Raw genomic sequence first — 26,513 nt, 5'->3', positions numbered from 1 at the left:
CGACGGGTCGGTCCCGCCCATGGCCGTCAGCAAGATGCTGATACCACTGGGCAAAATGGCGCTTGAGCTGGGAGGAACAGGCATGAAGATCGGATTTATCGGGCTGGGCAATATGGGTGCGCCCATGGCCGCAAACCTTGCCAAAGCAGGACATGACGTGACGGGCTTCGACGTCGCAGGCACGACGGCGGAAGGCGTCGCGGATGCGGACAGCGCGGCAGTGGCTGCGGCAGACAAGGACATCGTTATCACCATGCTGCCCAACGGTGATATCCTGCGCGCCGTGGCGAACGACGTGATCCCGGCGATGAAACCCGGCGCGACCCTCATCGACTGCTCCACCGTCGATGTCGAAAGCGCCCGCGCCGTGGCGGCGCAGGCTGACGCGGCTGCCTTGGGCTGCGTTGACGCCCCTGTCTCCGGCGGGATCGGCGGCGCAGCAGGCGGCACGCTCACCTTCATGGCAGGCGGCAGCACGGAGGCCTTCTCAGCCGCCAAACCGCTCTTCGACATCATGGGCCAAAAGGCCGTGCATTGCGGCGACGCAGGCGCCGGTCAAGCGGCCAAAATCTGCAACAACATGATCCTCGGCGCCACCATGATCGCCACATGTGAAGCCTTCGCGCTGGCGGATAAGCTCGGCCTCGACCGGCAAAAGATGTTTGACGTGGTCAGCACATCCTCGGGCTATTCCTGGACCATGAACGCCTACTGCCCTGCCCCTGGCGTCGGCCCGCAAAGCCCTGCGGACAATGGCTACCAGCCGGGCTTTGCTGCAGAACTGATGCTCAAGGATCTCGGCCTCAGCCAGCAAGCAGCAGAGGCGGTGAACGCGGACACGCCAATGGGCCAACGCGCGCTGGAGCTTTACCGCCAGTTCGTCGAGGACGAAGGCGGAAAAGGCAGGGACTTCAGCGCCATGCTGCCCCGATTCTCCGCCCGTGGGCGCAATTGACGGCTACTTCCCAACCGTGATCAACAGCAAAACAGCAAACATCACCGGCACAAGGCCGACAGCGACGATGATCAGCGCCGGATAACCCCACGTGGCAATCGCCAATCCCCACAGGGTGACCAGCGCGAGGATGGCGTAAAGAATGCGCGCTTCCGTTCCGATCAACGCAGGCGTGATCGTCTTGGCAACATCTTTCGCTGCCTCAAGTCCACCGCGCAGGATGGACGTTCGTGGTGGGACATGCGTGCTGGTCGTGGTCATGGATCGGGGCCCTTTATGCAAGTTTCGCATCAGGTAAGCGCCCTGCCCCGGGATTGAATGCGGCATTCTGACCGAAACCGGCGATGCGGTCAGACAGGTTGACGCAGGTACATGGTGCGCGCCGCGTTCCCGGCTTTACGAGCCAGGCAAGCTCACATCACCCCCCGAGCTTTCGGTGATTTTCGCATCGACCGGTGTGCCATCCACGTCGATATCCGCACCGCTGGACGCCCGCGCCACAAGGCTGCCCGTCGCATGGATTTCGATGTCGGACCCGCTGGAGGCCTTGGCCTCGATGTCCTTGCACTCGAAATCCTCGGCATCAATATCAGAACCGCTTGACGCTTCAATCAACAGCGATCCGCATGTGCCGCGGACATCCATGTCGGACCCTGAACTCGAGGTGAGGATCACATTTGCCGCCTCCAACCCGTCGATATCAACCTCGACCCCGCTGCTCGTGCGCGCCTGAAAGACATCGGGGAACATGCCCGAGGCCTCGACATAGGCCCCGCGATTGGCGGTCAGCGCCGACAATTCGGGCAGGTGAACGGTGACCGTATAGTAGTCCGCCATGCCCATCAAAATCATCGACGACCGCCCCTTGCGCGAGACGATCAGCGTGTCGCCATCCTGTTCGATGACCAGCTTGTGGGCGCGTCCGGTGCCCGACACGTCCGACACAACGCTGAAATCAGAGCCGGAAAACACCTCGACCTTCACGTGATCTGAGGCAACGATTTTTGAAAACCCGGTCAGGTCATGCACGGTTTCGTGCGCGGCCACGGGGGAGGTCAACGCGACAGCGCACAGCACTGACGCGGCTAAACAAGATGGTCTCATCTTCACTCTCCTGACGTGATTGTGAAGATGAGATGGTGTTAATCCGATTCACATTCAAGACGGAAAACGGGAATTACTCTGCTGCCACCTTGCGCGGCGTCAGCATCGGCTTGAGGTAGCGACCGGTGTGGCTTTCCGCGACCTCGGCCACATCCTCAGGCGTGCCTGTCGCAACAACCTGCCCGCCGCCATCACCGCCTTCGGGACCGATGTCGATGATATGGTCTGCGGTTTTCACGACGTCGAGGTTGTGTTCGATCACGACAACCGAATTGCCCTGATCGACTAATTCATGCAGCACTTCCAACAGCTTGCGCACATCTTCGAAATGCAGACCGGTCGTCGGCTCGTCCAGAATATAGAGCGTCCGACCTGTTGACCGTTTCGACAACTCCTTCGACAGCTTCACCCGCTGCGCCTCACCCCCGGACAGGGTCGTCGCCTGCTGGCCCACCTTGATATAGCCAAGGCCGACCCGCATCAGCGCGTCCATCTTTTCCCGGATCGACGGCACCGCCTGAAAGAACTCCTGCGCGTCCTCGACAGTCATATCCAGCACATCGGCAATGGACTTGCCCTTGAACTTGATCTCAAGCGTCTCGCGGTTGTAGCGCGCGCCCTTGCACGTCTCGCATTCGACATAGACGTCAGGCAAGAAGTGCATCTCGATCTTGATGACCCCGTCGCCCTGACACGCCTCGCAGCGCCCACCCTTCACGTTGAAGCTGAAGCGCCCCGGCTTGTAGCCGCGCGCCTTGGCTTCGGGCAGACCGGCGAACCAGTCACGGATGGGTGTGAAGGCGCCGGTATATGTGGCCGGGTTCGACCGAGGCGTGCGCCCAATGGGCCGCTGGTCGATGTCGATCACCTTATCCAGATGTTCGAGGCCCTTGATCGTCTCGCAGGGCGCAGGCGTCTGACGCGCACCGTTGAGTTGCATGGACGCCGTCTTGAACAGCGTCTCGATGGTCAGCGTCGACTTGCCGCCGCCCGACACACCCGTCACACACACAAACTTGCCCAGAGGAAAGTCCACCGTCACGTTCCGTAGGTTGTTGCCCGTCGCCTTCACGACAGTGAGCTTCTTCTTGCCTTTCTTGCCCTTGCGCCGCTCCAGCGGCACGGAAATCTCACGTTTGCCCGACAGGTAATCGCCCGTGATGGAGCCGCTTACAGCAAGCTTGTCCGGCGTCCCGTGGGCCACGACTTGGCCGCCATGCACACCCGCGCCAGGACCGATGTCGAACACGTAGTCGGCCTCGCGAATGGCCTCTTCATCATGCTCAACCACGATGACGGTATTGCCCTGATCGCGCAGGTTCTTGAGCGTGCCGAGCAGCCGATCATTGTCGCGCTGGTGCAGGCCAATGGAAGGCTCGTCCAACACATACAGCACGCCGGTCAGGCCCGATCCGATCTGCGACGCCAAACGGATGCGCTGGCTCTCGCCACCACTCAGCGTGCCACTTGAACGTGACATCGTAAGATACTCAAGACCCACGTTATTCAAGAACCCGAGCCGCTCACGGATCTCTTTCAGAATGGCGCGCGCGATCTCGTTGTTCTGGTCGCTCAGATGCTCTGGCACCTCCTGACACCAAGCATAAGCCTCGCGGATCGACATCTCGACGACCTGCCCCACGTGGAGCAGGCGGTCGGGATCATCCCGCGGCCCGATCTTCACCGCCAGCGCCTCGGGCCGCAGCCGATACCCGCCACAATCGCCGCAGGGCCGGTTGTTCTGATAGCGCTCGAACTCCTCGCGGATCCAGTTGCTGTCGGTCTCGCGGTAGCGGCGCTCCATGTTCGGGATGACCCCCTCGAACACCCGTGTCACCTGGTACACACGGCCGCCCTCGTCGTAGCGGAACGGGATCTCATCATCGCCCGAGCCATAGAGGAACACCTGCTTCACATGGGCAGGCAGGTCTTTCCACTTGGTCTGGGGATCAAACTCGTAGTGCTTTGCAATGGCTTCGATGGTCTGCAGGAAGTACGGGCTTTTCCCCTTCCGCCACGGGGCCAAAGCGCCATCATAGACCTTCAGGTTCTGATCCGGCACCACGAGGCGTTCATCAAAGAACAGCTCGTGCCCCAACCCATCACAGGACGGACACGCGCCAAAGGGTGCGTTGAAAGAAAACAGACGCGGCTCGATCTCGGGGATAGTGAAACCGCTGACAGGACAGGCGAATTTCTCGGAAAAGGTCGTCCGCTCAGGATCACCCTCACTCGGCGCGGTCTCTAGGATCGCAATCCCGTCCGCCAGATCCAGCGCCGTGCGCAACGAATCCGCCAACCGCGTCTCCAGTCCCTCGCGCACCACGATACGGTCCACCACCACGTCGATGTCATGGCGGAACTTCTTGTCCAGCGTCGGCGGCTCGTCCAGCTCGTAGAACGACCCGTCGACCTTCACCCGCTGAAAGCCCTGCTTGCGCAGCTCCAGAAACTCCTTGCGGTACTCGCCCTTCCGGTCGCGGATGATGGGGGCGAGCAAATAGGCGCGCGTCCCCTCCTCCATCGCCATGATACGGTCCACCATGTCCTGCACCTGCTGCGCCTCAATCGGCTTGCCGGTGGCGGGGGAATACGGCGTGCCCACGCGGGCAAAGAGCAGCCGCATATAGTCGTAAATCTCGGTCACGGTGCCGACGGTTGACCGGGGGTTTTTCGACGTCGTCTTCTGCTCGATGGAAATCGCGGGGCTCAGGCCGGAGATATGATCAACATCCGGCTTCTGCATCATGTCCAGGAACTGCCGCGCATAGGCCGACAGCGATTCTACATAGCGGCGCTGCCCCTCGGCATAGATCGTGTCGAAGGCGAGGCTCGACTTGCCCGATCCCGAAAGCCCAGTGATCACAACCAGTTGGTCGCGCGGGATGTCCACGTCAATGGACTTGAGGTTATGCTCGCGCGCGCCGCGCACCTCGATGTTCTTTTGCTCGGCCATGTTAGCCCCCCGGATTAACGATCTGTACATAGGTCAGATGGCCGAAACAGCCAACGGAAAAATAAGAACAAGGCGTGAACATGTCGCTTGCTGCCGCAACCTGTCAGGAGCGGCGCGCCGCCATCCACGCATGCGCCGCGATCCCGCACAAAAAGACGGCGATGCAGGTCCAGACAAGGCCCGGAAACCCCGCCACGCTCAGCACCGCAAGCAAGGCAGGCGTGCCCAGCGTATTGCCCAGATTGCCCGTCTGCGCCAGCCCGCCATAGGCCTGTGACTGATGCGCAGCGCTGTCGTTCAACTGAGGCACCGCGGCAAAGCTCGCCCCCTGCACCAGCCCCAAGGCACCCGCCAGCGCCAAACAGGCGACGGGCAGGCCCGGCGTCATCCACAGCCACAACAGCGACGCGATGCACAAGGCAAAACCGATCTGCACCAGCATCACGGCCGAGATATGGCGCAGCATGTACACGCCAAACGTCAGCGACACGCCAATGGACACCAAAGGCATCGCCCCAATGACCCAAGCCCGCCACTCGGGCGCAATGTAGGGCGGCAGCACCGTCAGGATCGCAAGAAAACAGAACGTGTAGAACATCCAGCCCGCCCCCGGCGCAGCGATCCGCGGTGAGGCATAGATGGTCACGTGATCACGCAGAATGCCGCCCAACGTCAGCCGCCCCTCCGCTGGCACTTCAAGCGGGCGCAGGAACAGGCCCAGGATCACGGCAAATACCGCCAGCCAGATCGCGTGCGCCACGAACAACGCGGACAGGCCCATCGCATTGACCAATGGCAAGCCCAGCACCACAAGCAGCGTAAAAGCGACCGAAAAAAACGTGCTCCAGAGCGTTAGGGTAAACCCGCGATGCCGCTCTGCGCTCAATTGCGCAATCAGGGTCGGCGCAGCCACCACCATCGCCAGATGCGACACACCCTCCAGCGCACGGCTCACCAGCATCCACGGCAAGCTCGGCAGCGTCGCCTGAAACAACGACAGACCCGCCCCGGTCCACAGCGCCCACAGCATCGCCCGGCGATAGCGGATGCGGGCCACAACCAGCCCTGCGACTACACCCAGCACGATGCCAACAAACCCAACCAGCGACACGATGAACCCGAGCGCCGCACCGGCATCCGGGTAGACGCTCGGAAGCTGGTCAAAGATCACCGAAATCTTGGCGTACTGCCCAGCCGCACCAAGGCCCGCCCCCCAAAGGGCGAAGACAAGCGGGAATGAGGTGCGGTCGGTCATCCCTCCCGGCTATGCCTGAACCGCAGGGGCCGCAACCCGGTGTTCTGTGCGTGTCAGACGGCGGACCTGTGGAGCAGGCCCAGCCCCCCTCAGCCGGCGCCTTCAGACACCAGCACAAGCGTCGGCCATCCACCGCTGCCGTAAACGCGCACCCAGACATATCGCGTTCCATATTGCGCGATCATCGACGGTATATATTCGGACCCGGCAGCAAGCTGACAGGTGGATGCAATCTGCGCCCGCGCCGCGCGGTCAGCAAAGATAGGGTCCCACTGATCACCATCGTGGCGGATCCCAAACCGGTGATGGTTGGCGCGGTCCTGCTGAACGATGCCGCAGAAATCCCCGATCGGCACGCCGCGCGAATTGCGCAGATCCGCGCCCGTCAGCAGGGTGTAGTATTCCGCGATTAATTGCTGTGCCTGCGCAGGGCCGAAATTCAAGGTCAACGCAATGGCTGCTGCGCCGAGGCGCATGAACAAAGACGTCATGAAAATCACTCCAAAAAAAGCCGGTGACCGCAGAATAGCGGGCACCGGCGCTTTCGTGAAGCGTGCGTCTTTTACATGTGGATCACACGGTCATAGGCATCGAGCACGCTCTCGTGCATCATTTCAGACAGCGTCGGGTGCGGGAAGACGGTGTGCATCAGATCTTCTTCCGTCGTCTCCAGCGCTTGGCCCACGACATAACCCTGGATCAGCTCGGTCACCTCGGCCCCGATCATATGCGCCCCAAGCAACTCGCCGGTCTTTTCGTCGAACACCGTTTTGATCATGCCCTCCGGCTCGCCGAGCGCAATCGCCTTGCCATTGCCGATAAAGGGGAACTTGCCGACCTTGATCTTGTAACCCGCCTCCTTGGCCTTCGCCTCGGTCAGACCAACGCTCGCAACCTGCGGGTGGCAATAGGTGCAGCCTGCGATGGAATTAGGTTTGATCGGGTGCACGTCGTTCTTGCCTGCGATCAACTCGGCAACCATGACGCCTTCGTGGCTCGCCTTGTGCGCCAACCACGGCGCGCCCGCGATGTCGCCGATGGCGTAGATGCCCTCGACCCCGGTCCGACAGAACTCATCGGTCACCACGTGGGTCCGATCCACCTTCACGCCCAACTTCTCAAGGTTCAGCCCCTCGACATTGCCAACGATGCCCACGGCGGAAATCACGGTGTCGAAGTCGTGCTTCTCGACCTTGCCGCCCACCTCGATATGGGCTGTGACCTTGCCCTTGGCCCGGTCCAGCTGCTTGACCATCGCCTTCTGCATGATTTTCATGCCCTGCTTTTCAAAGGCTTTCTTGGCAAAGGCGCTGATCTCTTCATCCTCAACCGGCAGCACCCGGTCCATGACCTCGACCACCGTCGTGTCAGCGCCGAGCGTATTGTAGAAGCTGGCGAACTCGATGCCGATGGCGCCCGATCCAATGACGAGCAGCTTCTTCGGCATCCGTTTCGGCGTCAGCGCCGCCTTGTAGGTCCAGACCAGCTCGCCATCCGCCTCCAGCCCCGGCAGTTCGCGCGCCCGCGCGCCGGTGGCTAGGATGATGTTCTTTGCGCTAAGCTCTTCGGTGCCCTTGTCGGTCTTGACGCTGACCTTGCCTTTGGCGGGGATCGTGCCCTCACCCATGATGACGGTCACCTTGTTCTTCTTCAGCAGGTGCTGCACGCCGCCCGACAGCTGCCCCGCCACCTTGCGGGACCGGTCCACAACAGCGTCCAGATCATAGTCGATGCCATCCGCCTTCAGCCCAAACTCTTTCGCCCGGTGCATCAGGTGAAAGACCTCGGACGACCGCAGCATCGCCTTCGTCGGGATGCAGCCCCAGTTCAAACAGATACCGCCCAGATGCTCACGCTCGACCACGCAGGTGCTCAGCCCCAATTGCGCGGCCCGAATTGCCGCCACGTACCCACCGGGTCCAGAGCCGATAATCACGAGGTCAAAGGATTTCGCTGCCATATCAAGCTCCTCAAAAAGCACTGCGTCAGATTTAGTTTACCGTTAAACTATTTTCAGACAACTCTCAACGACGGCCGAGCGCGACAAATCGACTGACGCAGGGGAAGCCCCTGCGCCATCAACGTGCCAAGATAGAAAATGCTTTCAGGCGGCTTCGGTTGCCTGCAAGCCACGAACCACCTCACCATAGCCACCGGCGTCCAGATGCGCCCTTTCGGCGCCTGTCGTGGCCCGGCCCAGTGCCGCGTTGCGGTGCGGGAAGCGCCCGAACTGGCGGATCACCTCACGATGCGCGCGGGCGTGCAGCAGGAAGGTTTCGTCCTCCATCCGCTCGCAAATCAGGCGCACGGCGCGGTCCTGGTCACACAGGTTCTCGGAATGCTCGAGCGGCATGTAGAAAAACTGCCGCGCGGGCGGGTCGATACGCATGTCCCAGCCCTTGGCGATGGCGGATTTGGCAGCGGCCAGCGCTGCCTTGTCGGTCGAAAACGCCGCCGCATCATCGCGGAACATATTGCGCGAAAACTGGTCCGTCAGGATGATATAGGCCAACGCCCCGGACGGATAGGTCAACCACAAGGCAAACTTGCCCTCGGTCGCCGCCTTCCATGTCGCGCCAAAACGGTCGCGTATGGTTTGATCAAAATCAGGATCGGATCTGAACCAATCCTCCGGACTGCACTCGTCCAACCAAAAACTCAATATATCATCCGGACCCATCATGGCGTTTAATCTCCCTGCCCATGTCCTACCAAAAAGCGTTACACAGTTTACGTTGGGTCCCAAATCACGAAATACAACAGGTGCGACACATTACGCGGCACGGTTGTTGTCGTCTTCGCCCTCCAAATCGGTCTCAATGGCGTATTCCTGCGCAATTTCCATGGCGACAGGTGTGGTCGTGGCCTGCGACATGGCGACGTACGCCCCCGTTTCGTCCACAGGGATCGTGGCACGTTGCGTCGTCCGATAGGCGGCATAGGCAACAAGCGCGGCAAACAAAACACCGGTGAACATGTAAAAGCCCGACGGCCCCACAGACTCCATCAACGCGCCCACGATCAACGGGCCGAACACGGCGCCCAGCCCGTTGATGAACACCAGCCCGCCCGACGCCGCAGCCATGTCGTCATGTTCCAGAAAGTCGTTCGTGTGCGCCAGCAGCAGCGAATAGAGCGGGTTCGACATGCCCCCCACCACAAAAGCCGACACCAGAAGCATCACGAAATTACCGCCCAGGATGAGACCGATGACCGACCCCACTCCGCCAATGGCCGCCACGATCAGGATCAGCACCCGCCGGTCCATCCGGTCCGAAATCCAGCCAATGGGATATTGCAGCAGCACCGCTCCAATAAAGAAGGTCGACACAAAGGCCGAGATTTGCGCCACGCTCAGGCCCGCCGCCGTGCCGTACACCGCTGCCATCCCGAATTGCGCAGCGAACACACCGCCCAGCAGGAACATGCCCACGCAGCCCAGCGGCGAATAGCCCACCAGCTCGCGCAGGGTCATGGGCTTGGTTGTTGCAAAGGCGGGCACCGGAGAGATGGACAAAAGGATGGGCGTGATCGCCAGCGACACCAGCACCGACGGAATCACAAACAAGATAAAGCCCGAAGGATCAGCCGTTAGCAGCAGGTACTGGCTGACCACGATGCCCGTCGTCTGCACGATCATGTAGAGCGAGAGCGCCTTGCCACGGTTCGAGTTGTCGGCGGCATCGTTCAGCCAGCTCTCGGCCGTCACGTAAACGGCGGAAAAACAGAACCCGATCACGACCCGCCCGACGGTCCACGCCCACGGATCGGCAAAGGTCGGGTACATGATCATCACGGCAGAGATCAGCGAGGCAAGTGCTGCAAACACCCGCACATGCCCTACGCGCTGGATCATGCGGGGCGCCAACCGGCTGCCGCCCAGGAACCCAAGGAAATAGGCGGACATGATGATCGACATCTCGGCGGTCGAAAACCCTTCGATCTCGCCCCGGATGCCCAGCAGCGTGCCCTGCATCCCGTTGCCGATCATCAGCAATCCCATGCCAAACAGCAGGGCCCACGCGCTTGTCAGTACCTGGAACATATCGCTGACCTCCTTGGATCTGTAGGACCGGTATCATCCGGGTCTTGGGTGGCAGTCGCAGATCTGTGCTACGCTCAAATGTCGGCTTCCGGTGTCACGTTTGCGGCAACAAAAGCGACGCATCGCCGTAAGAGAAAAAGCGGTACTCGGATCGCACCGCATGGTCGTAAATCGCCTTGATCCGGTCCTGCCCCATCAGGGCCGACACCAGCATCATCAGCGTTGACTTGGGCAGGTGAAAGTTGGTCATCAGCCCGTCTGCCACGCCAAAGACGAAACCGGGATAAATGAAAATGTCCGTCTCGCCCTCCCACGGGGCAATCCCGCCATCGCGCGCCATCGTCTCGATCAGCCGCAGTGCGGTCGTGCCAACGGGAATCACCTGATTGCCACGCGCCTTGGCCTCGGCAATGTCCGTTGCTGCCTGTTCCGACACCTGCCCCCATTCCGCGTGCATCTTGTGCTGGGTCACATCATCGACCTTCACCGGCAGGAACGTCCCCGCCCCAACATGCAAGGTGACATAGGTGGTCTGAACACCCCGTTCCGCCAGCGCCGCCATCAACGCCTCGTCAAAATGCAGGGACGCCGTGGGGGCGGCAACAGCACCCGAATTCCTGGCCCAGATCGTCTGGTAGTCGGTCTTGTCCTTGTCATCAGCGGCACGTTTGGCAGCGATATAGGGGGGCAAGGGCATCGCCCCCGCCTCGGCCAATGCGGCATCGAAATCATCGCCTGTCAGGTTGAACCGCAAATGCCCCTGCCCGTCAGCACTGCCCTCCAGCGTCGCTGACAAGTCATCGGAAAAGCGGACAACCTCGCCTGGCTTCACCTTCTTCAACGGCTTGACCAGCGCCGTCCAGCTGCCATCGGCGCGCGGCTCCAGCAGCGTTACCTCGATCCGCGCCTCGGTCAGGCCCTGCGCGCTTTCCCGCGCCCGCGTGCCAAACAGGCGTGCCGGGATGACACGGGTGTCGTTCAGCACCAGCAGGTCGCCAGGGCGCAGCCAGGATACAAGGTCGGTGACCCTCTGGTCATGGATCGTATCGCCCTCAGCCACCAAAAGACGCGCGGACGACCGCGGCGATGCAGGGCGGGTCGCGATCAGGCGTTCGGGCAGATCAAAATCGAAATCATCCAGTTTCATGCGCGCCCTCTACCGGCACGCTCAGCGGGCATCAATACGTTGCTGACGTTCTATGCGCCGCTGGTCCGTTTCGCTGGGTCCGGGGTCCACCGGGGCAAAGGCTTCGGGCGTGACCGGCGGCTGCGTTTCGCCCTCGACCCTCGGCAGATCGGGCGGCGGCGCACGGAAAATCTCGCGGAACAGACCCGGCGTCAGCGCCGACAGCGGGTTGACCTGCACACGCGGATCCACAGCCGGTCCGCGCAAGGTGTAGTTGAAGCCGATCAGCCCCTCACCCCGCCGGGTAAAGATGCTGCCGATCCCGTTGATCAGAAACAGGGGCGAGATCACGCCCTGCATGTCCAACCGCCCCCCTGCCACGTCATAGATGCCATCCATCGACAGCCCCATGGAGGGCCCCGTGGCGCTCGCTTCGGTCAATGTCATGGTCGATGGCGTCAGCCGGAAGGATGCGTTCACGTTCTGAAAGTGAATGCCGCTGCCGCCCATCTGTTCCAGCAGGCCCACCACGCTCAGCGCGTTCAACAGTGCGGCGATGGCCGGAGCATCCTGAATGCGCGTTTCTCTCACAGACAACGTGCCGTCAAATGCGGCGGCACCCACAGGCAGCAGCGTCAGATCCAGCGTTCCGCCCCGCGCCTGCTTGAGGATCCCCGCCGACGCCGCAACTCCACCCGCATCGCTTGACGTGATGCGAATGGCGCTGCGCCCGCTTTGCGGCAGCACCTGCCCGCGAATGGGCGTCGCACCGTTGACCCGCGCGGTAAAGGCGCCATCAAGGCCGTTCGACATGTTGAACTCACCCGACAGCCCGTCGAGCGCAATCGTGTCGGTGATCTGCAAACGGTCCAGCGTCAGGCTCAGCGGCCCACCGCCCTGCTGCCCGCTTGTGCCCGCGCTTGCGCCGCCAAAATCTGCCTCGCGTAGATCAAGCGTTCCGCCGCGCACCACAACCGCAGGCGGCGCCCCCAGGCCCCGCCCCACCAGATCGACCGGCCCGTTCATCCAGTTGCCGACGCGCACATTGCTGAAGGTCGCCCGCTCCAGCCCACGGCCGGGCGCAGCGATGATGGCACCCTCGGCGCGCAAGCCAGGCGCGTCCAGAAGCATCCGGTCCACACGCGGCGCAGGACCAAGCGCCCCGGTCAGCGACAGCGCCGCAGGCGCAGAGGCCGGTTTCGACCAGCCCAGCGGCAAAGCGGCAAGCCGCACACCGCGCAGATTGCTCGTCAGTGCGAAGGCAGGCACACCATCGCCGCCCGCAGGCAAGGTGATCTCGATATCCCCGCTGCCCCGCCCCGACACGAGCCCCGCAGGCAGGCCCAGTTCAAAGGCGTCAATCGTTCGCTCCGACAACTCGATGGACCCGCGCACCGTGCTTGGTTGCGGCCCCTGTCCCAATGGCTGGGCCCAGGTCACGTCAAAGGGCACACCGTCGAGCGTGCCCGGCCCCGACACCGCGACACCGGATTGCGAGGCCACGACCTGCAATCGCTCCGCCGCCAGCCGCCGCCCTTCGATCAGCGCGGTGCTTAGCACATCGCGGGCTGTGCCCGTGGCGTCATATTGCACATCTTTCGGCGTCAATCCCTTCTTGATCGCAAAGGCCAGCGTGCCCTCCGCCGCCAGCCGCCCGTCCGCAATGCGCGGCGACAGCCCCGCCCGCTCCATCACATTCAGCGGCGGCAGATCCAGCAGTGACAGACCTGCGGTCACCGTGCCGTCGGTGGCAAGCCGGACCACAGCAGGCACGCCTTCCCGCGCGCGGACATCCGGCAGGATAAAGGACGACCCGCTCACATCAATCCGGCCGCCCTGAGGTGCTGTCACATGGCCCTGGTCGACCGACACCACGAACCGACCATCCAGCAGACTGGCACTGCCATGCGCTTTCTCCACCGGGGGCAAGGTCTTGAGGTACCGCACCGTCGCGTCTTCGTAGGCAAAGCTGGTATAGGCGACGACATCGCTGCCCGGCGTGTCGCGCAACGCAAGCGCAAGGTCGCGCATCTGCCCCCCAAGCAGGTTCTCAAGCACCCACTTGCGGGCCTTCGGCGCGTAGCGATCCGGCCACAACTCAAGCAGGCGGTCGGGCGCCATGCCCGCCATATGGGCGTCCAGTTCATAGCTCCACCCGTCCGCATCCGCCAGCAACGCGCCCTGCGCAATCAGATCCTGCCCCTCGTCCTGAAACAGCGCCTCGCCGATGTCCAATCGGAACGGATCCAGGCGCAACCGAAAATCCAGCTGTGCCGCCTCCATCGTGATGGGCTCGGGATAAAGATCATCCGGGTTCGCCCGCAGGGACGAGGCGCGGAACTGCCCCACCAGATCATCAAGCCCACCGCGCGCATCAATGCCCAGCACCGCCTGCCCGTCGATCTGCGCGGTAATCCAGGCGCTGTCCACCGACAACTCGTCAAACACAAGCACAGTGCCCTGCGGATCATAGCTGAAATAGCTGCGGGCCGACCGGAAGGGCACCGGACGGGCCGCGTCGTTGGGTTGAATAACGCCCTCGCCGATATTCAGCGCTACATTGATCGGGGCCAGCGTCCCGTCGACGCCAAACACACCACGCACCGCGCCAGAGATTGGCGCACGCACCACGTCGAGCCACTCAAAGGCTGGCGCAAGCACGGCGATGTCGCCCGCATCCACGTCGTTGACCAACACACCAAAGGTCGCGGCAGAGGCACCCACGAGGCTCTCATAATTGGCCTCCAGCGTGGCCACCCCCTGCCCGCCGCTCAGCAAGGCAAGGTCCGACGTAACACGCAGCATCTCGCCCGCGCGGGTCAGTCGCATCCGCCCGCCATCGACAGTCCAGGCACGGGCGGACCGCACATCCTCGATCTCCAGGGTCAGCGCCTGCACATCGGCCTGCGTCAGCGCAGACAGACCGGGGATCGACAAAAGATCGTCTATGCCTTCGATCAGCTTGGCAAATGTGTCCGCCTGTTGCGATGGCGCACCCAGGTCCAGCCCCCCCGACAGGATCACCGATCCGTCGATCTCCCGGCGCAGCTTGGCAAACACGCCCGTTATGCCAATTTCCGTCGGGCGGAACTCCCCCTGCACAAGATCGGCCACCGACAGACCAATCCGCATCTCGGAAAAGCCAACGATCTCGACGCCCGCGTCGTTCAGCACCTGCACATTGGTCATGCGCACCCGCGGCTTCGTGCTGTCCTCAACCACCAGATCCAGCGCGTCAAAGCGCAGCGATGCCGCCCCCAGCGCCTCACCCGCCCGTGTTTCGATCCGGTCGCGCAACCAACCGGGGGCCATCACAGGCTGCCCGATCAACACGTAAATCAACGCGCCCATCACCCCGGCAAACACCAGGCTGGCACACATGCTCCCCAACCCAAGGCGGCGCCACAGGCTCTTTTTCCGCGCGGGCGGCGGGTCGGTTACGGGGTCGGCACTGCTCATGTCTTTATTCTTGTCCGCTCAGCCCTATCATGCCAGTCACATCTTTCCCAAGAGTAATGAAAAGGCCAAAACATGCTCGACATCGCTTCGCCCGCCCCTGATTTCACGCTGCCCGACGCGGACGGCAACGACGTGACGCTCTCGGCACTCCAGGGCGGCCCGGTTGTCCTCTATTTCTATCCGCGCGACGACACGCCCGGCTGCACCAAGGAATCCATCGCCTTTTCCGAACACCTGTCCGAATTCCAGGCCGCCGGTGCCAAGATCTTCGGCATCTCCAAGGACAGCGTCGCCAGCCACGCCAAATTCGCCAAGAAACGCGAGCTGACCGTGGGGCTTCTGTCGGACGAACACGGCTCGGTCTGCGAGGACTACGGCGTGTGGAAGGAAAAGAACATGTACGGCAAAAAGTACATGGGCATCGAACGCACCACCTACCTGATCGACGCGGCGGGCAACGTGGCAATGACCTGGCCCAAGGTAAAGGTCCCCGGCCACGCCGAGGCCGTTCTGGCCGCGGTCAAAGCCTTGTGATCCACTGCAGCCTGCCGATGCGTTCCAACGTATCGGCAAGCGTATTCGTGTGGGAGAGTGCTGCGGAACGTGCCTTCCCTGCTGCGCACAGAACAATGCGGCGCTTGCGGTCACGCGAGCGCCGCACATCGAAAGCAGCCGCCAAGCTCGCCGTCTGGAACACTGTCAACGCCAGCTCCCAGCAATCCGAAACCGAGCCTTGGGCAATGGCGAGCCCCGTTTTGCCGGTTTTCGCCAACGGCGGATTTACAAGGCTAAACGGCCGTTTAAAGCTGAACTATAAACGACCGTTACTAGTCTCTGCCAATAAAAGCGGTTCACTCAGCCGCAACAGCGGTAGGAGCTGTTGCCTTCTCACCAAACCCTCGAGGTACCGTCAAATCCGGCAGGCTTGCTGCACGCTTTTGCAAAGCGCGCCCAATAACGACGCGACTGATCTCGGTCGTGCCGTCAACAATCCGTAGCATCTGAGCTAGCCGGGAAAGACGGTCCAATCCGTAGGGTTGCAAAAGCCCCATCCCACCCAGCACCTGCGTGCAGGTGTTGGCGGCCTTCACAGCAGCATCGGGGACAAAGCGTTTGGCATGGGCAGCCATCAAAGGGCCCTCTGGTGTGCCAAGCGCCTCGGCGGCTTTGCGGTAGAGCAGCTTGGATGCTTCGAGGTCCGTTGCTACTTCGCCCAGCATCCACTGTATTCCATCAAGGTCGAGGTTTTTACCCCCAAACATCTTACGGTTTTTGGAATAAGACAGCGCAGTATCAAGAGCGGCTTGCATCAAACCACAGCAGCCGGACGCGATGGAGACCCGCGCAATGTCGATCGCCATCAGAGATCCTTGTAGACCCTGACCGATGGAGAGGATGATGTTTTCCTCACTGACCACCACCTTGTCGAGGTACATCTCGGACATCGGCAGGAAGTTGTAAGACGGGGTGTCATAAAGCGGGCCAAAGCTGATCCCTGGCGCGTCTGCGGGAATGGCGATCATTGCCATGTCTTTGTGGCCGGGGGCATCACTGGTCTTGACGACGGTAAAGTAAACATCCGCCTCGGTCGCCAAGCTGACCCACGCTTTCGAGCCGCTGATTGTCCAGGTGGCATCGTCATTGATCGTGGCACGTGTGTACATCTTCATCGGGTCCGAGCCGGATTGAGGCTCTGTCAGTGCAAAATTCGCCAGCTTGCGACCCGAGGTCAAATCGCGCGCCCATTTTTCCTTGAACGCTTCGGTGCCATATCCGCAGCCGGCAAAGGTGCAGATATTGTGCATCGAAAGGGCGAAGGCATAGGCGCCATCCCCAAGCCCCAGCTGTTCGTAAACCTGAATACCTTCCGACAAAGACAAGCCCTGCCCGCCCCATTCCTCGGGGGCATAAAGCCCGGTCAGACCAGCGGCCCCCGCCTTGTCCGATGCGTCGCGGGGCCATGACTTTGAGGCGTTCCAGGCATCCACGTTGGGCGCGATGACATTGGTGGCGTGACTACGGGCTGCTGCGAGAATAGCGTCTAGTTTGTCCGACATGGCATTCATCCTTCTGAGAGGCGTACGCTGTCGTATTCTGCCGTTCTAAGGTAAAACGACGCGAAGCGCGCAAGGTGCGTACAAGAGGTTGGGGTCGATATTTCTGCTGCCACTGTAGCAACTTGGATCGACTGCGTCTTTCTCTCGAGGTGACAGAGTATTGTCGAGAAGTGACAAATCAACCATCTGGTGAAAGAGCGCGCCGATACGAACTCGGCGTGTTTCCAGTCCACCTTTGAAACGCTTTGTGGAAATTGGCAGCCGACGAAAACCCGACCTCATGGGCGATGGCCTCGATGCTGTGCTGGCCCATTTGCAGATGGCGAATCGCGATATCGCGACGCAAGGCATCCTTGATGGACTGAAACGTCGTCCCGTCAGCCTCCAACTTACGGATCAACGTGCGCGGGGTCATGTGCATCGCAGTTGCAGCGCCCGTAAGGTTGGCTTTGTCCCACGCTGTCTGGCTCAGGTAGGTCCGGACACGCAAAGACTGTGTATGCTGCTGGGACCGTGTGAAGATCCAATCGCGCGGCGCGTTTTCCAGAAAGCGATCCAGATCTGCCGAACTGCGCGCCTGAACCTGTCCTAACACATCGTGTGAAAAGGAAATCGAAGTTGCCGGTTGGCTGAACCGAACAGGCGCGGGAAAGACGACGGCATAGTCTTCTTCGAACTCAGGTCGCTCAAAGGCAAAACCTACCTGTTTTACAGGCACCTCATGCCGCGCGAGCCAAGACAGCAGACCATGTGCCAGCTTAAGGATCAGCATATGCCCAAAACGCTGTGCCGTCTGATCACCTTTTGGCATGAGCGCCAGTGCCAACTCCGCCTCATTTTCAATCAATTCGAACTGATAGTCATCAAGCAGCAGGTTCCAGAACGTCGAAAACCGAAACAGTGCAGAGGCCAAAGATGTCGCTTCGCGGACCGACGCCAGAAGATGCTGCAAAGCGCGCGGACGGATGGGGCGCGACCAAAGCCCCATCATTTCATCGCCGGTCTCAATCGCTGTAAGTTGGTACAGACAAACGATTTGATCCAACGTCACCCGGCCTTGCGACGGCATGCGCTCCACCATTAGATCAGCGCGATCCAAGAATGAGCGGTATTCGGCGCCCGTACAAAGGGGACGCAACGCGGACAGCCAATCTGCGATGAACTGGCGTGATACAGTTGAGTAGAGTGTTGGTGTGACTTCGTCGGCCATTCAGCACTAGGTATCACTGAACAAACCAGCGGTGAAGTTCAGGACTGGTCCGCTTCTTGGTCATCGGGTCGCCCAGAGGGTGGCGTCTGATGTGCGGATTTTTCTGCCTTGCGATGGACTGGAAACCCTAGCTGCGGCCAACCCGACGCTGACCTTGGGTTCTCAGCTAAAATCTCATCTCAATGAAAAAAGTGGCGAAAGCCAACGCTACTGCAATGGCCAGTTTCGGTGACGACCCATCCCGAAATCAAAACCGACCATTTTTCACTTACAGATTGCCCGCGCATCGCAATTCGTTATGGGAGCGCAGAAAACTCGCGCTCCCAAAAAAGGTAAAACCGTATCGTCAGAGCTCTGCGGCAGGCGTGCTTTCAATTTTGGTCCATTTCGACTCTGCCGTGTCGATTGTGCCGGGCTTGTCCTTCTTGAACAGGTTGTGCGCGCCGTCAGACGAGTTCAGGTAAAGCGTCCCGTCGACGATCGCGAAAAGCTCAGGCTGGGTCGCGATTTTCTTGCCTTTGCTCGTGCCTACTGTGCACCAACCGCCAAATGCCGGCGCGAACTTTGCAGGCTCAGCTTTGAAGGCTTTCTTGTTTGCTTCCGAGGAGAATTTGTAGACCGCACCTTCGTGTTCGTACTTCCAGTCGGCACTGCCTTTCACCGGCTTCCCATCCGTGTGGTAAGCGACGGGATCGTACCCGTTGATCGCAATCCCTTTGTCAGCGTCCGAGATGAACACTTCATCCGCTGCAAAAGCGCCGCTTGCTGCGAAAACGGTCGCGAAGAGTGCCGCAGGTCCCACTTTTTTCAGAAACGTCATAGTCTTCCTCCAGTTGGTGTCAGTCGAGTTGGTTCAGGTCGGCCCAATCAAAACTTGAGTTGGTTTTCTGACAGGGCACGGAATAAAAATTAGATTTTCGCAATCGTTCTCAAGTATTTGCCAATCACGTCGACTTAACAGATTAAACAGCTTTAGTTGATCGCTCCCAATGCGACGCTGCCCTGATTTAAAAGAGAAATATTGAGCGCTCTCGCTGCCTCACGCGAGGTCGCCTGGACCTCTTCACCGCACATAAAAACTTCGTTTGTTTGCGTGACCTAAAACGTCTCAATCTTGGAAGGATCGGCCTTCACCCAAGCCGCGGAACTGGCAAAAACAGGCTCCAACCCGCCATCCACCGCATGCGCACAAGAACAATATGACACACCGCGCATCCCTATGCCGCGACCGCCCGACGCCTACTGCCTTCCGCACTCAGTTCACCCAATCTGACGCGCCCCGAACAACGGCATTCAAGAAGCAGCCTAACCGGGCCCACAACACCATCCCCCTTGTAGGACACCCACGATCCGTGGATACCGTTGAACCGTGGACGCCTATGCTAAAAGTCATGAGCGGGCCACCGCTGACGGAATTGCCGGGATCAGGACACATGCCAAAGCTCGAACACACCTCCGCAACGTCCAGGGCCAACCTGCCCACCCCAGCACCATGATGCCGCTCGCTCAAATGGCCGAGGCCGTGCTGCGCACCGCGGATGGTCGGGAAAAGACCGCCCTGTCGCGCAAACTCGCAGCCGAATGGAAAGACGCCCGCGCCGATGGTCAGACGCCCGACATCGGCACCGCCGATCCGCCCTTGCACCCCGCACGGCCCGATCAGCCCGAGCTGCTCAGCCCTCGCGACGTCCCCCGCCGCCGCCCCGGCTCACCCCAGGGCCGCATCGCCCTGCTGCACGCGGTGGCGCATATCGAACTCAATGCGGTTGACCTGCATTGGGACATCATCGCCCGCTTCACCCACGTGCCAATGCCCATGGGCTTCTACGACGACTGGGTGAAGGCGGCAGACGAAGAATCCAAGCACTTCAATCTGATGTGCGACTGCCTCGAAGAGCTGGGCAGCCACTACGGCGCCTTGCCCGCCCACGCGGGCATGTGGCGTGCCGCCGAAGACACAGCGCAGGACTTCATGGGCCGTCTCGCCGTCGTGCCCATGGTGCTCGAAGCCCGCGGCCTCGACGTCACGCCGGGTATGATCGACATCTTCCGCAAGGCAGGCGCTGACAGCGCCGTCGCCGCACTCGAAACCATCTACGCCGAAGAAGTCGCCCACGTCGCCTACGGCTCAAAATGGTTCCACTTCCTGTGCGGCCGCGACAACCTCGACCCCAAGGACGCCTTTCACAGCCTCGTCCAACGCTACTTCCACAGCCCCCTCAAACCTCCCTTCAACGAGGAAAAGAGGGCCGAGGCAGGCTTGCCGCCCGATTTCTACTGGCCCCTCGCGGTTGCCGACTGACCAGACGTAAACGTATGGCAAGATGGGCGGATTTCCGCCAATCTGGTACATTTCCGCACCGCTTTCCGCCAGATCGCCACGTCAGACTTGCCGCCAATGCGCTGTGACTTTATGCACAGGCGTCAAGGCGTCGTGTTTGGGGATATGAACGCCGCGATTGGGATGGGACAAAGGACGAGGATCTTGCGAACACGCCTCGCGATCAAATGGCACGGCCTGCTGGAACATTATTTTCCCGAACGGCGCGTTTTCCTGAAATCGGACAATGACACCCGGTTCATCCGCCTGCGTCCCGGCACGCAACTGATCGCATTCACTGGCAGCTCCTTCCTCGTCGCCTGGGCCATCATCGCCACCGCCATCCTGCTGATGGACAGCATCGGGTCGGGCAATTTCCGCGAACAGGCCAAGCGCGATCAACGCACCTACGAGGCACGTCTGAACGACCTTGCCGGCCAGCGTGACGCCCGCGCCGAAGAAGCGCTCGCCGCCCAGAACCGCTTCAACGCAGCCCTCGAACAGATCTCGGTCATGCAGTCCGAACTGCTGGCGTCCGAAACCCGCCGTCGCGAACTTGAGACGGGGATCGAGGTGATCCAGTCCACCCTGCGCGGCACCATGAAAGACCGCGAAGCCGCCCGAAACCAGCTTGCCGAACTGCAAGAGCAGGTCGAAAGCGGAGGGGGCGGCACAGCGCTGGCCGCAAATTCTGGTGGCGCACCCATAGATTTCGTGGCCGAGGCGCTCGCCAAAACCGCAGCCGAACGCGACCAAATCGAGAAAGACGCGCAAGACGCCCTGCTCGCCGCCGACGAGATGGCGACCGAGATTGCGCTCATGAAAGAGCAGAACGACCAGATTTTCCGCCAGCTGGAAGAGGCGATGACCGTCTCGGTCGCACCGCTCGACAAGATGTTCCGCGCCGCAGGCATGCCGACCGACCGGATCATCGAAGAGGTGCGGCGCGGCTATTCCGGCCAGGGCGGCCCGCTCACGCCCCTGTCGTTCTCGACCCGCGGCGAAGAGCCCAGCCCAGACACACGCCGCGCCAACCGTCTGCTGAACCAGATGGACACGCTCAACCTCTACCGGATTGCCGCGCAAAAGGCGCCATTCGCAACACCGGTCAAGGATTCCTTCCGCTTCACATCCGGCTTCGGCTTCCGCCGCGACCCCAAAACCGGCGGGCGGCGGATGCACAACGGCGTCGACTTCGCCGCGTCGGTCGGCACCCCGCTTTATGCTACAGCTGACGGCGTCGTCACCCATGCAGGCTGGCAATCGGGCTACGGACGACTTGTCAAAATTCAACATGAATTCGGGATTGAAACCCGCTACGCGCACCTCTCACGGCTTCGTGTGAAAGTTGGTCAAAAGGTCTCGCGCGGGGACCGGATAGGTGATATGGGAGCGTCTGGACGGGTCACTGGCGTGCACCTGCACTACGAAGTCCGCGTCGGCGGAAAAGCCGTCAACCCGATGATCTATATCAAGGCAGCCAACGATGTTTTCTAAGAGCAAAATCAACGAACCTGGCCCGAGCACGGACGCGGCCAAACCTGCGGCACCGGCCGCCCCTGCCCCCGCAGCTTCCAAACCGCAAAGCGAATTCAAGGCCAGCGCGCCCAAAGCGAAACCACCCGCCTCGCTGCTGTCGGCTGATCTGCACATCACCGGCAACATGAAAACCACCGGCGACATCCAGGTCGAAGGCACGGTCGAAGGCGACATTCGCGCCCACCTGCTGACCATCGGCGAAAGCGCCACGATCAAGGGCGAAGTTGTCGCCGACGATGTCGTGATCAACGGCCGCATCGTGGGCCGCGTGCGTGGCCTCAAGGTGCGCCTAACCTCGACCGCACGGGTCGAAGGCGACATCATCCACAAGACCATCGCCATCGAATCCGGCGCCCATTTCGAAGGCTCCGTGCAACGTCAGGACGATCCGCTGAACGCGGGCGGCGCCAAGCCCAAGCCACAGCACCAACCGGCACCGGCCCCGCAGCCAAACAACGGCTAAGGTCTCCGACATGACCGAAACACGGGCGCCCCAGACCTCTGCGGCGCCCGTTTTTCATGCGGGGTTCTGCGCCGAACGCAGCCGTCCCTACATCCTTGTCGCCGCCATACTCGCCTCTGCCCTGGGCTTCATCGACGGCACTGTCGTTGCCATCGCCTTGCCTGCCATGCGCGACAGTCTCGGCGCGGATCTGGTGCAGGCGCAGTGGATCCACAACGCCTATATGCTCACACTCTCCGCGCTGATCCTGGTCGGCGGAGCCATGGGCGACCGCTTTGGACTGGGCCGCGTCTTTGGCCTCGGGATCGCGCTTTTTGTGGTGGCCTCCATCTTCTGCGCCGTAGCACCTGGCGCGTGGTTCATGGTCATCGCCCGCGCCGTGCAGGGCATCGGGGCCGCCATTATGGTGCCGGGCTCACTGGCCTTGATCGCCCGCGCCTACCCCCGCGAAAGCCGCGGTCGCGCCATCGGCATCTGGGCTGCGGCTTCGGCCCTGACAACCGCCGCCGGACCCATTATCGGAGGGCTTGCCCTGACCATCGGCGGGCCGGAAATGTGGCGCTGGATCTTCGCCATCAACCTGCCTCTTGGCGGCTTCGCGCTCTACCTTCTTTGGCGGCATCTGGGCGATGACCCGACAAAGAACGACGCACGCGTCGACATTCCGGGTGCGTTCACGGCAACCGTCGCCCTCCTCGCCCTTGCCTGGGGCCTCACCTCGCTCGACCATGGCGGCGACGCCACCCTCTGGCTCGCAGGCGGCGGCACGATGCTCCTCGTCTTCCTCTGGAGCCAAAGCCGCAGCGACCATCCCATGATGCCGCTCACGCTTTTCGCGTCCCGCTCCTTCTCTGCCGCGAACGCGCTCAGCTTCACGCTCTATTCCGCGCTCTCGATCATGTTCTTCTTCATGCCCATGACCTTCATCGCCGGTTGGGGCCTGACCGAGATCGAAACCGCCGCCGCCTTCGCGCCAATGTCCGTGTTCATCTCCCTGCTCTCTGCACGCGCGGGCAAACTCGCCGACCGCATCGGCCCCGCACCGCTTCTCATGGGCGGCTCGCTCGTCGTGGCCATGGGCTACGCCACCATGGCCCTCCTCGCGCCGTATCAGAACTTCTGGGCCCACGTGCTGCCCGCCATGTGCCTTGTGGGCCTCGGCATGGCCGCGGTTGTCGCCCCCCTCTCCACCGCCGTCATGGGCGCAGTGGAAGAGGATCAATCCGGCATAGCCTCAGGCATCAATAACGCCGTTACCCGCATGGCGGGCCTGATCTCCGTCGCGGCTGTGGGCGGGGTCGTGGCCGCGCTTTATACGGGTGCCGGTGGGTTGGCGAGCTTCGGGATAGACAGCGATACGGCCGGGCATGGCGCAGCCATGACAGCAGCCTTTTCCGGCCTCGCCTGGGTCGCCACTGCGCTCGCCCTGATCAGCTCCGCCCTCGGCTGGCTGACCCGTGGCGTAACCAAATCCTAACCTTCGTTAATTTGCGAGTAAGGTGAAGATCGCCAGATAAGAGTCTGCTCTGACAGCAAAAAAGGGCGCGAAAAACTCGCGCCCTCCAAATCTGTCCCCGCGGGGACAGATTTTTATTCGGTAACAGTGACCTTCGTCATCACATCCGGCGCGCCTGTAATGGCCCCGGAACGAGGATGCCCCCGCTTGATCTGATCCAGCACCTCAAGCCCCGATGTCACGCGGCCCACCACGGTGTATTGCCCGTCCAGAAACGGCCCCGGCTGGAACATGATAAAGAACTGGCTGTTGGCACTGTTCGGGCTCTGGGAGCGGGCCATGCCCACGACACCACGGTCAAAGGTGATGTCCGAAAACTCCGCAGGCAGATCGGGTTGATCCGACCCACCAGTCCCCGCACGACGGCCATTATAGTCGGCAGTCGTGTCACCAAATTGCACGTCCCCCGTCTGCGCCATGAACCCGTCGATCACGCGGTGAAAGGCCACACCATCATACTCGCCACCCTCGGCCAAGGCCGTGATGCGCGCGACGTGTTGCGGCGCCGTATCCTCGAGCAGATCAATGGCGATGGTGCCATTGGCCTCCCCCGCCACGTCGATCTCAAGTCCCGACGCCAGCGCTGTCCCCGCCGGGACAGCGAGGGCTGCAGCGGCGATCAGGTTACGCCACATCGGCGGCCACCTTGACGCTGATCATCCGGTCGGGCTCGGCTGGCGGCTCGCCGCGGGTGATGGCGTCGACATGTTCCATGCCTTCGATCACCTGGCCGTAGACTGTGTACTGCCCGTTCAGGAAATCATTGTCCTTGAAGTTGATGAAGAACTGCGAGTTGGCACTGTTCGGGTTCGCCGAGCGGGCTGCACCCAGCGAGCCGCGGGCGTGCGGGATCTTGGAGAACTCGGCTGGCAGATCGGGCTTGTCCGAGCCACCGGTGCCCGCCATGCGGATGTTGAACCCGTCTTCCATGTCGCCGTGCTGCACGTCGCCCGTCTGCGCCATGAAGCCGTCGATCACGCGGTGGAAGGCGACGTTGTCATACTCGCCCGCACGGGCCAGTTCCTTCATCCGCTCCACGTGCTGCGGGGCCACGTCGGGCAGCAGCTGGATGGTGACGGTGCCGCCCTTCAGCTCCATCAGGATCGTGTTTTCGGGGTCTTTGATCTCGGCCATATCTGCCTCTTTCCGTTCAGGTTGGGCACCTACCTAAGCCTGTGGACGCCGAGGGACAAGTCACCCGGTTGACCCAAGGGGCATTTGCCGCGATGGAAGGGCCGACCGCTGAATGGAGGAGTGCGCGAGATGGGCTGGAAATCGCTGGACGACATGGACCTCAAGTCCAAACGCGTGCTGACCCGTGTGGACATCAACGTCCCCATGGAGAACGGCCGCGTCACGGACGCCACGCGGATCGAACGGATCGTGCCAACCATCACCGACATCCGTGCCAAAGGCGGAAGCCCGGTGCTGCTGGCGCATTTCGGACGGCCCAAGGGGAAGCCCAATCCGGAGATGTCCTTGCAGCCTTTGGTCCCTGCCCTCGAAGCAGCCTTTGGCTGCCCCGTCACTTTCGTTGAGCGTCCCAGCCGGGACTGGATTGATCAGCAGCCAAGCGACGCGGTGATCCTCGTGGAAAACACCCGCTTCTCGGCAATGGAAGAAGCCAACGATCCGCAGATGGCGCAGTTTCTCGCGACGCTGGGCGACGTCTATTGCAACGATGCCTTCTCGGCCGCGCACCGGGCGCATGCCTCGACCACTGGGGTCGCGCATCTGCTGCCCAATTGTGCAGGCCGGTTGATGCAGGCCGAACTGGAGGCGTTGGAGGCGGCGCTGTCCACGCCCAAGCGCCCCGTTGGTGCTGTAGTCGGCGGAGCCAAGGTGTCGACCAAGCTGGACCTGCTGCAGAACCTTGTGAAGAAGATCGACGTGCTGATCATTGGCGGCGGTATGGCCAACACGTTCATTGCCGCGCAGGGTGCGGACCTTGGGGCGTCGCTGCAAGAGGCGGACTTGCATGACACCGCGCGGGACATCATGGCGGCGGCGAAAGAGGCCGGGTGCGAGGTGATCCTGCCCAGTGACGGGCGTGTCGCGCGGGAGTTCAAGGCGGGCGCAGCACATGAGGTGATTGCCCTTGGGCAAGACACTGCGCTGGCCGAAGATCAAATGGTTCTGGATGCGGGCGATGCAGCGGCGGAGGCCATCGCGCGGTGCTTTGACGATTTGGAAACCTTGATCTGGAACGGGCCGCTGGGGGCCTTTGAAATTGCGCCCTTCGACACCGCAACCATGGCCGCTGCCAAAGCGGCGGCAGAGCTGACGAAAGCGGGCAAGCTGGTCACAGTTGCCGGCGGCGGTGACACCGTGGCGGCGTTGAACCAGGCGGGCGTGGCCGACGACTTTACCTATATCTCCACCGCCGGGGGGGCCTTCCTGGAATGGATGGAGGGCAAGGAACTGCCCGGCGTTGCGGCATTGATGCAATAAGCGCGCGCGCCGCTTGGCGGCGTGACACCCCGGCCCCATATGACCCCATATTGAGGC

At 61.7% G+C, this 26,513-nt stretch carries 23 protein-coding genes; 7 read left to right on the top strand and 16 right to left on the bottom strand.

Going from position 1 to position 26,513, the window contains the following annotated elements:
• The first annotated feature begins 82 nt into the window (after positions 1 to 82).
• Positions 83 to 955 carry a 3-hydroxyisobutyrate dehydrogenase gene (mmsB, locus tag FD715_RS23010; protein WP_370455331.1) on the top strand — a complete coding sequence of 291 codons (873 nt, stop codon included), beginning with the start codon at positions 83 to 85 and terminating at the stop codon, positions 953 to 955.
• A 3-nt stretch (positions 956 to 958) separates the two neighbouring features.
• On the opposite strand, the gene FD715_RS01580 is transcribed toward mmsB, so the two are convergent.
• From FD715_RS01580 to FD715_RS01535, 10 genes are all read right to left on the bottom strand, one after another.
• A complete protein-coding gene (locus FD715_RS01580; protein WP_223274695.1) occupies positions 959 to 1,216 on the bottom strand; it encodes a hypothetical protein in 258 nt (85 codons plus the stop codon).
• 135 nt (positions 1,217 to 1,351) lie between these two features.
• Entirely contained in the window at positions 1,352 to 2,059 is a 708-nt protein-coding gene (locus FD715_RS01575) for a GIN domain-containing protein (RefSeq protein ID WP_147104194.1), read from the bottom strand.
• Between the two features lie 73 nt (positions 2,060 to 2,132).
• Positions 2,133 to 5,015, bottom strand: coding sequence for an excinuclease ABC subunit UvrA (uvrA, locus tag FD715_RS01570; protein WP_147104191.1), 2,883 nt, complete (start codon positions 5,013 to 5,015; stop codon positions 2,133 to 2,135).
• Positions 5,016 to 5,118: 103 nt separating this feature from the next.
• A complete protein-coding gene (locus FD715_RS01565; protein WP_147104188.1) occupies positions 5,119 to 6,270 on the bottom strand; it encodes an MFS transporter in 1,152 nt (383 codons plus the stop codon).
• Between the two features lie 89 nt (positions 6,271 to 6,359).
• Positions 6,360 to 6,761, bottom strand: coding sequence for a hypothetical protein (locus FD715_RS01560; protein ID WP_223274694.1), 402 nt, complete (start codon positions 6,759 to 6,761; stop codon positions 6,360 to 6,362).
• A gap of 71 nt (positions 6,762 to 6,832) precedes the next feature.
• Positions 6,833 to 8,230 carry a dihydrolipoyl dehydrogenase gene (gene lpdA / locus FD715_RS01555; RefSeq protein WP_147104185.1) on the bottom strand — a complete coding sequence of 466 codons (1,398 nt, stop codon included), beginning with the start codon at positions 8,228 to 8,230 and terminating at the stop codon, positions 6,833 to 6,835.
• Between the two features lie 144 nt (positions 8,231 to 8,374).
• A complete protein-coding gene (locus tag FD715_RS01550; protein ID WP_147104182.1) occupies positions 8,375 to 8,953 on the bottom strand; it encodes a DUF924 family protein in 579 nt (192 codons plus the stop codon).
• A 90-nt stretch (positions 8,954 to 9,043) separates the two neighbouring features.
• Positions 9,044 to 10,315 carry an MFS transporter gene (locus FD715_RS01545; RefSeq protein ID WP_147104179.1) on the bottom strand — a complete coding sequence of 424 codons (1,272 nt, stop codon included), beginning with the start codon at positions 10,313 to 10,315 and terminating at the stop codon, positions 9,044 to 9,046.
• Between the two features lie 94 nt (positions 10,316 to 10,409).
• Positions 10,410 to 11,462: a tRNA preQ1(34) S-adenosylmethionine ribosyltransferase-isomerase QueA gene (gene queA, locus FD715_RS01540; protein ID WP_147104176.1), complete on the bottom strand. Its 1,053-nt coding sequence runs from the start codon at positions 11,460 to 11,462 to the stop codon at positions 10,410 to 10,412.
• Between the two features lie 21 nt (positions 11,463 to 11,483).
• The gene (locus FD715_RS01535) at positions 11,484 to 14,900 is read right to left on the bottom strand and encodes a hypothetical protein (RefSeq protein ID WP_147104173.1); all 3,417 of its coding nucleotides are present in this window, start codon (positions 14,898 to 14,900) and stop codon (positions 11,484 to 11,486) included.
• Between the two features lie 72 nt (positions 14,901 to 14,972).
• Here FD715_RS01535 and bcp point away from each other — a divergent pair, with 72 nt between their 5' ends.
• Positions 14,973 to 15,434, top strand: coding sequence for a thioredoxin-dependent thiol peroxidase (gene bcp / locus FD715_RS01530; protein WP_147104170.1), 462 nt, complete (start codon positions 14,973 to 14,975; stop codon positions 15,432 to 15,434).
• Here bcp and FD715_RS01525 read toward each other — a convergent pair.
• The 4 genes from FD715_RS01525 to FD715_RS01510 all read right to left on the bottom strand — a co-directional run bounded on the left by FD715_RS01525 (position 15,421) and on the right by FD715_RS01510 (position 18,987).
• A complete protein-coding gene (locus tag FD715_RS01525; RefSeq protein WP_147104168.1) occupies positions 15,421 to 15,672 on the bottom strand; it encodes a hypothetical protein in 252 nt (83 codons plus the stop codon). The two genes, bcp and FD715_RS01525, sit on opposite strands and share 14 nt — an antisense overlap.
• 79 nt (positions 15,673 to 15,751) lie before the next feature.
• The gene (locus FD715_RS01520; protein WP_147104165.1) at positions 15,752 to 16,957 is read right to left on the bottom strand and encodes an acyl-CoA dehydrogenase family protein; all 1,206 of its coding nucleotides are present in this window, start codon (positions 16,955 to 16,957) and stop codon (positions 15,752 to 15,754) included.
• A gap of 178 nt (positions 16,958 to 17,135) precedes the next feature.
• The gene (locus FD715_RS01515; protein WP_147104162.1) at positions 17,136 to 18,167 is read right to left on the bottom strand and encodes an AraC family transcriptional regulator; all 1,032 of its coding nucleotides are present in this window, start codon (positions 18,165 to 18,167) and stop codon (positions 17,136 to 17,138) included.
• A gap of 346 nt (positions 18,168 to 18,513) precedes the next feature.
• On the bottom strand, positions 18,514 to 18,987 hold the full coding sequence (locus FD715_RS01510; protein WP_147104159.1) for a YHS domain-containing (seleno)protein: 474 nt from the start codon (positions 18,985 to 18,987) through the stop codon (positions 18,514 to 18,516).
• Positions 18,988 to 19,659: 672 nt separating this feature from the next.
• Between FD715_RS01510 and FD715_RS01505 the strand changes: the two genes are divergently transcribed.
• From FD715_RS01505 to FD715_RS01490, 4 genes are all read left to right on the top strand, one after another.
• On the top strand, positions 19,660 to 20,469 hold the full coding sequence (locus FD715_RS01505) for a ferritin-like domain-containing protein (protein WP_147104156.1): 810 nt from the start codon (positions 19,660 to 19,662) through the stop codon (positions 20,467 to 20,469).
• Between the two features lie 183 nt (positions 20,470 to 20,652).
• A complete protein-coding gene (locus tag FD715_RS01500) occupies positions 20,653 to 21,984 on the top strand; it encodes a M23 family metallopeptidase (RefSeq protein WP_147104152.1) in 1,332 nt (443 codons plus the stop codon).
• On the top strand, positions 21,974 to 22,489 hold the full coding sequence (locus tag FD715_RS01495) for a polymer-forming cytoskeletal protein (RefSeq protein WP_147104149.1): 516 nt from the start codon (positions 21,974 to 21,976) through the stop codon (positions 22,487 to 22,489). The genes FD715_RS01500 and FD715_RS01495 overlap by 11 nt, the downstream gene beginning before the upstream one ends.
• Positions 22,490 to 22,499: 10 nt before the next feature.
• A complete protein-coding gene (locus FD715_RS01490; protein WP_147104146.1) occupies positions 22,500 to 23,966 on the top strand; it encodes an MFS transporter in 1,467 nt (488 codons plus the stop codon).
• A 113-nt stretch (positions 23,967 to 24,079) separates the two neighbouring features.
• Here the strand turns inward: FD715_RS01490 and FD715_RS01485 are convergent, their stop codons facing one another.
• Together FD715_RS01485 and FD715_RS01480 are read right to left on the bottom strand one after the other, a co-directional pair.
• Positions 24,080 to 24,640, bottom strand: a complete 561-nt coding sequence (locus FD715_RS01485; protein WP_147104143.1) for a peptidylprolyl isomerase — start codon at positions 24,638 to 24,640, stop codon at positions 24,080 to 24,082.
• Positions 24,630 to 25,139, bottom strand: a complete 510-nt coding sequence (locus FD715_RS01480) for a peptidylprolyl isomerase (protein WP_039687495.1) — start codon at positions 25,137 to 25,139, stop codon at positions 24,630 to 24,632. Before FD715_RS01480 ends, FD715_RS01485 begins: the two co-directional genes overlap by 11 nt.
• 129 nt (positions 25,140 to 25,268) lie before the next feature.
• On the opposite strand from FD715_RS01480, the gene pgk reads away from it, so the two are divergent.
• The gene (gene pgk, locus FD715_RS01475) at positions 25,269 to 26,456 is read left to right on the top strand and encodes a phosphoglycerate kinase (protein WP_147104140.1); all 1,188 of its coding nucleotides are present in this window, start codon (positions 25,269 to 25,271) and stop codon (positions 26,454 to 26,456) included.
• Positions 26,457 to 26,513: the final 57 nt, after the last annotated feature.

This window comes from Tateyamaria sp. syn59, from assembly GCF_007995245.1.
Taxonomy (GTDB): Bacteria; Pseudomonadota; Alphaproteobacteria; order Rhodobacterales; family Rhodobacteraceae; genus Tateyamaria.
Note: the sequence above shows the minus strand (reverse complement) of the source record. Positions and strands in the feature narration are given on the sequence as shown.

Excerpts from the sequence above, each read along its gene's own strand:
- FD715_RS01535 (WP_147104173.1), bottom strand. The coding sequence starts at position 14,900 with ATGAGCAGTGCCGACCCCGTAACCGACCCGCCGCCCGCGCGGAAAAAG.
- pgk (WP_147104140.1), top strand. The coding sequence starts at position 25,269 with ATGGGCTGGAAATCGCTGGACGACATGGACCTCAAGTCCAAACGCGTG.
- FD715_RS01490 (WP_147104146.1), top strand. The coding sequence starts at position 22,500 with ATGACCGAAACACGGGCGCCCCAGACCTCTGCGGCGCCCGTTTTTCAT.
- FD715_RS01480 (WP_039687495.1), bottom strand. The coding sequence starts at position 25,139 with ATGGCCGAGATCAAAGACCCCGAAAACACGATCCTGATGGAGCTGAAG.
- FD715_RS01560 (WP_223274694.1), bottom strand. The coding sequence starts at position 6,761 with ATGACGTCTTTGTTCATGCGCCTCGGCGCAGCAGCCATTGCGTTGACC.
- FD715_RS01505 (WP_147104156.1), top strand. The coding sequence starts at position 19,660 with ATGATGCCGCTCGCTCAAATGGCCGAGGCCGTGCTGCGCACCGCGGAT.
- FD715_RS01565 (WP_147104188.1), bottom strand. The coding sequence starts at position 6,270 with ATGACCGACCGCACCTCATTCCCGCTTGTCTTCGCCCTTTGGGGGGCG.
- lpdA (WP_147104185.1), bottom strand. The coding sequence starts at position 8,230 with ATGGCAGCGAAATCCTTTGACCTCGTGATTATCGGCTCTGGACCCGGT.
- FD715_RS01510 (WP_147104159.1), bottom strand. The coding sequence starts at position 18,987 with ATGACGTTTCTGAAAAAAGTGGGACCTGCGGCACTCTTCGCGACCGTT.
- FD715_RS01580 (WP_223274695.1), bottom strand. The coding sequence starts at position 1,216 with ATGACCACGACCAGCACGCATGTCCCACCACGAACGTCCATCCTGCGC.
- FD715_RS01495 (WP_147104149.1), top strand. The coding sequence starts at position 21,974 with ATGTTTTCTAAGAGCAAAATCAACGAACCTGGCCCGAGCACGGACGCG.
- queA (WP_147104176.1), bottom strand. The coding sequence starts at position 11,462 with ATGAAACTGGATGATTTCGATTTTGATCTGCCCGAACGCCTGATCGCG.
- FD715_RS01520 (WP_147104165.1), bottom strand. The coding sequence starts at position 16,957 with ATGTCGGACAAACTAGACGCTATTCTCGCAGCAGCCCGTAGTCACGCC.
- FD715_RS01550 (WP_147104182.1), bottom strand. The coding sequence starts at position 8,953 with ATGATGGGTCCGGATGATATATTGAGTTTTTGGTTGGACGAGTGCAGT.
- mmsB (WP_370455331.1), top strand. The coding sequence starts at position 83 with ATGAAGATCGGATTTATCGGGCTGGGCAATATGGGTGCGCCCATGGCC.
- FD715_RS01515 (WP_147104162.1), bottom strand. The coding sequence starts at position 18,167 with ATGGCCGACGAAGTCACACCAACACTCTACTCAACTGTATCACGCCAG.
- FD715_RS01545 (WP_147104179.1), bottom strand. The coding sequence starts at position 10,315 with ATGTTCCAGGTACTGACAAGCGCGTGGGCCCTGCTGTTTGGCATGGGA.
- bcp (WP_147104170.1), top strand. The coding sequence starts at position 14,973 with ATGCTCGACATCGCTTCGCCCGCCCCTGATTTCACGCTGCCCGACGCG.
- uvrA (WP_147104191.1), bottom strand. The coding sequence starts at position 5,015 with ATGGCCGAGCAAAAGAACATCGAGGTGCGCGGCGCGCGCGAGCATAAC.
- FD715_RS01485 (WP_147104143.1), bottom strand. The coding sequence starts at position 24,640 with ATGTGGCGTAACCTGATCGCCGCTGCAGCCCTCGCTGTCCCGGCGGGG.
- FD715_RS01575 (WP_147104194.1), bottom strand. The coding sequence starts at position 2,059 with ATGAGACCATCTTGTTTAGCCGCGTCAGTGCTGTGCGCTGTCGCGTTG.